The organism is Endozoicomonas atrinae, assembly GCF_001647025.1.
GTDB classification, from domain to species: domain Bacteria; phylum Pseudomonadota; class Gammaproteobacteria; order Pseudomonadales; family Endozoicomonadaceae; genus Endozoicomonas; species Endozoicomonas atrinae.
The window spans coordinates 1-5,097 of record NZ_LUKQ02000320.1 but is presented as its reverse complement, the minus strand read 5'-3'; the positions used below and the strand labels follow the sequence as shown (position 1 = coordinate 5,097).

At 41.2% G+C, this 5,097-nt stretch carries 1 protein-coding gene and 1 pseudogene; one reads left to right on the top strand and one right to left on the bottom strand.

Annotation, left to right across the window (positions count from 1 at the left end):
• Positions 1-176 (top strand): annotated as a pseudogene (locus tag AK963_RS35925) (IS256 family transposase); the annotation flags it as partial.
• Positions 177-201: 25 nt separating this feature from the next.
• On the opposite strand, the gene AK963_RS33615 reads toward AK963_RS35925, so the two are convergent.
• On the bottom strand, positions 202-5,067 hold the full coding sequence (locus AK963_RS33615) for a hypothetical protein (protein ID WP_238593843.1): 4,866 nt from the start codon (positions 5,065-5,067) through the stop codon (positions 202-204).
• Positions 5,068-5,097: the final 30 nt, after the last annotated feature.

The following is a 5,097-nucleotide window of genomic DNA, read 5'->3' as shown; positions in this document are numbered from 1 at the left end:
GCGTCATTCGTAAGGCGATCAAGAACCGGAAGATTTTTCGGACTGATGAGTCAGTCATGAAGGTAATCTATCTGGCCATGGAAAAAGCTTCCGAGAAATGGACCATGCCGATCAGGAACTGGAAAGCAGCCATGAACCGGTTTGAAATTATGTTTCCTGACCGGTTCAAGGAGTAATAGTTTTGGTGGCGTTTACACAGAATTATTTACAGGCTCCATCAGAGTCTCGTCGAACTGCCCTTTCGTTAAGCATCTCAGTAACACCAGGCATTAACTTTGCTCTCAGAGCCTCAATTGCTCCATGATCCATACCGAACTCATGAGCATAAAGAAACAGTTGTAAAGCCTCCATCATATCCGGACAAGCTGCATTCTCACGAATAATTGCCAATATCCTTTCTTTTCTCTCTTCGTGCAGGTGATCCCTTTTCTGAGCACTCATGTCCTTCATAAATTCATTCTGTAGCAAGAGCACCTTACTCTGAACCATGTCATGAATCAGTCGCAACGAGCCCTTATCCAGCTTTTCCCTGAGCTGAGAGAGGTGCCCCCCTTTCCACTGATCAACCATGCTTTTTGCAAACACCTCTGCTAACCGATGCCTCATCGCTTCAGGTAAGGAGCGGTAAACCTCATACCGGTTAATAGAATCAAATACTGAGGAACCGAAGGTCAATTCACCCATACCATCAGAACATTTCTGGAGCAGCAATGGACGCTTTTCAGGCAACAGTTTCTTAAAGAGGCGCTCTGCAAATTGCTGATAAGCTTGAGGCTTTTCAGGTAACTGCTTAATGACAGAGATAATAACCCCCTGGCATTGATTGGAGCATCGCTGCCCTTCCCGGATTTCATCAATACACTGTTCCAATTCTGGAAGCTCCTTTACTGGCCATTCCCGCCTGGCCATTACCTCCACATTGAATTCCAGTCTTTCGACTGGTGACATTTTTTGCAGATTAGTCTGCTTAGACCAACTATCAAGCCAGTGGGACACTGCCCCAGCTTTTAAACTATCCAAAGAATCAGGGTTTGCTTTTAAGCCGGGTATTTCTGCTATTTCTTCTACCGCTTGACGGATACCTTCATCGCCCACAATTAACAACATCTCAGTCATCCGCTTAGCTGAGCACTCCTTTGCTTCAGGTAAATACTCCAGAAACTGTCGAAGCAAAGCCTCCTTATGATATGGCAACTCAAGCCATGGAAAATGAACTTTCATTTTATAAAGTATCAATGGAACCACCGGGTCACAGGATTCGAGAGCAGCCCGTATTTTGGCCTCTCCTGCCTTATGATCTCCATGACCAGCAACAGCTGCACATAGAGCAATCCCTTGATACACAAGCCTGCAGCCATCCGTTAAAAAACTGGGAGTATGGATACAGAAGCTACAGATATTTTGCAGGTGTTTTACTGGCTCATCGCCCCATTGCTGGTATTTTTCAAGAACGTATTCCACCAGTTTCATTTGCGCCAGAGAGTGTCCTGATTTTGCCCCTGCAATAAGCCTTTCCAGAGGAGGCTCTATCAAATCACCCGCCCCTTGTGCTGGTTGACCTCTCTCCAGACTAGAGCCCAGAACCCCCTCAAAAGCGTTTAGCTCGAAAGTCCTGGTTAGCCATAGTGCATCCGATATACGCCCAACCTCTACAAGCTTCCTGGCAACTGTTTCCAGGTGAGATCCTGATAACGCTACCAGTTTTTTTTGCTCGAATTGCAAACTGATAAAAACCGGAGAATCCGGATTACTTTCAGCAAGTAATGAATGGAAATAATATTCAGGAGAACGTTTATCAAAAGATTTCATCAGTAAGGCATGCTGCCTTCCTGAAATAACACCAAATTCATATGCAATCCAAAGAGCAGCATTTGCTTGAGATAAATTTTTCTGATTTCCTATTACTCGACTCTCTACAACCTGAAGCAATTCAGCATGTTCATGTAGCTGCCAAAGCTTGAGAAACTGAGCTGAGAAGCCTGCAACTGATAGTAAGTCTATTTCATCCGTACCAAGACATAGCTCTTGTATTCTTGACGGCTTATCACCCTGTTCCATTGTCCGGACAAAAGTCATCAAAGCTCTGGCATCAAAACTCTTACCTGTAGTTAATATTCTCAGTTGATCATTTACACTAAATTTGAGGCCATGATCCATATGCTCAAGTAATGGATAATAATCAGGTGGTATATCACCAAGATCAGTATGCAGCTGCTTTAATGATGCAAGATCATAGAGTGCCATATAAGATAATCTCTTATACAGAATGCATACTAACTCAGGAAAAGGTTGCGCCTTCTTTTCATAGTACTCAATTGCCTGCTGTAACAAAACAGCATATCCAGAATTGAGATCTACTAATGGGCTTTCATCATTGCCCAGCTCTTCCTCAATATCTTTCAGAATACGCCCCACCAGGCCTATAGATTCTGTCTTTCTGTGGTCCAGCTTCTTCATTGCTTGTTCAAGCATCTCGTGGCTATCAGAACCATCAAAGTGAATGAGTTTTCTGAGGAGCCTTAAACAACATTCTGGGTCATTTTCACTCCTGAGCTTTATAAGCCAGTTAGGCTCAACAGGAAATATAATGTCATCATTTCCATATAAAGACTTGTCATCAGAGTATTCACTGCCGCTTGACATACTGTCACTATCACTTCCTGACAGGGATCTGAGACCTTCATCTTGCTGATAAAAATCATCTTCAGCAGGTTGATGAGCACACTGTTTTTTAAAATCAGAAAAGTTCTGAACTTTCAATCTGGCTAATTCTTTAGAGAACTTTTTGGTACGCTCAACACTTTCTCGCAAATCATGAACCTGATAAACAGTATCATCAGATACCTCCAGCCAAGAGATAACTTTTTCACAAGCATGAGTAAATCTGATATAACAACCATCTTCAAACTGGTCCAGGAGAGCTTCTAGTTTTAAATATATGCCCAACAACTCTTCTTTCCCCAGAAATTTTTTAGCAGACCCCAAATAACCCATAACACCCGTAAGAAGATCACAGCTCATCATGAGGTCATCACGAGCATCAAACATTTCTAATAATTGAAATAAATTCTTGAACCGATATACATCACCCAAAGGATGGTTTTGTTGGGCAAGGAGTGCATAGCATCTCATTTTCCACGAAGGCATGCCTTCACGAAAAGCCTCATAACCAGTTTCATTCTGACAGGGTATCTCTACTGAACCGTCTACTATCGACGTGTACTTATGTGAAGAGTCACCATGAGCTTTCCCTACCCTTATTTTTTCTATGATTTTTCTACAGGCTTCTGCCTGGTCAGATTGATGATGAAGCTCTTTTAATTTAACCAAACCATCAAGGCATTTAATTCTACCATTTAGACCCGGAATTAATTGAGAAAGATTAGTAACGTCAAAGATAGGATGATCCTTTGAAAGCTCCGAAAACGCACCGTATTGATAGAGTTTTTCAAGAAACATCGGAAGACTTGAGGTATGCATAAAAGGCATCAGGCAATCCAGCCCATTCCGGTTTGCCTCAAGAAAATCATGAACCAAATCAGCCATAGACCTATCTTCCGGGCAATTATTTAGCACTATAATCCAGTATGATGACTTTAACGGGTCCCCGCTCTTGGCTCTTTGCAAAACCTCATTATCAGGCTTAGACATATAAAATGATTGATGTGCATGGCGGAATACATTAGGTTGTGGGCTATCAGAAAAAGGATTCCTTAAAAATATCTCTGTAAACTCTTTTGGAGCAGTACATGCCTGTAGTTGTAAAGCCCTCCCCCAATTTCTTTTACTGAAAAACTCTCTGGAATGATCAAACAGTGTGTCGATAGAAGTTACTGTATCAAGACATAAGCAAGAAAAAATTCTTGCCCTATCAATGGTATTCTGTACATCAGGGTTGTGTCTAAACTGTTTATGTTCATCACCCAGATATGACAGCCTGAACATCAAACATGCCAGCTCAGGTGTAAAATCACCACACTTCCGATAGATATCTATTACCCACTTCACTTCCAGAAAATCGTGCTGGCATTGATAGCTTTTAAGCAAAAGCAGGTACGCCTCTAAAAATCCTTGCTCTCCTAGTTCCAATAGTTTTTTTATAGTTACTGCCTTATTCTTATTTTCCAACAAATCAACCAGGCACTGCCAATATTCAAGAACTATGGAAGCATCTTTTTTCAACTTCAATTTAGCAATATAATCTCGAGCTAAAGAACTATCAACTTGACCGAACATTGGCTCTAATAATAGCATGGGAGCAAGACATCTTACTTCACTCCTTGCATCTTTCATTAAACACTCAATCAAAGCAACTTTCTGATCACGACTATTTTCAGCCAAACACTCTTTCAACAGCTTGATGACGCCTAAATAGCCAGCATCTTCATCGATTCCATCCGTGGGGATGTAAGACTTAATTTGTTCAAGAGCCTCTTTTATACACCGTGGAGCAGAAACAACCTTACCTGAACTATCTACTTTACCAAAAAGCATTCTTTCTATAAGAATATTCCGAGCTCTATTACTTCCTGCTTCAACTGCGCTTCGATAACAATGCCACTCCAGATCGTCTGAATTATTAATCAAACAGGAACCAGACGCAGAAGCCTCAGCAACAGCCAAGAGGTAATCAGCATACTCTTGCGCATTGGAAATTTCGGGTGGTATTGGAAAATCAAGTTCTGGTCCAAAACCCTGAAAGCATTTAGAAAAGCAATTAAGCTGACTGATTAACCCGACTGATTGCACATAATACAAAATTGCCGATGTATGGCTCATGCTTTTCAATTTTTCAACCACTGATGGAAACGCCTTGGTTACCTCGTAATAGTTTTTATCGTTAAACATGTTGTATATGTAGCAAACATATACATAAGTTGTTCTGTCCAGCTTTGCAACGACGTTATTGGGAAAACGCAAAGAACAGTTAAAAAAACTAAGCCAGTCCTTTTTCTGACAAGCCGTTTGCTCGGGAATGTAATTTAAATTGTGTAAACGCTTGTCGTTAATACTCCAAAATGGAGAATAACAATGAGCGTTGAAATCAACGAAAAACTGGTAGATCAAATAGCCAGTCAGATTAAAACTCAGGATGAT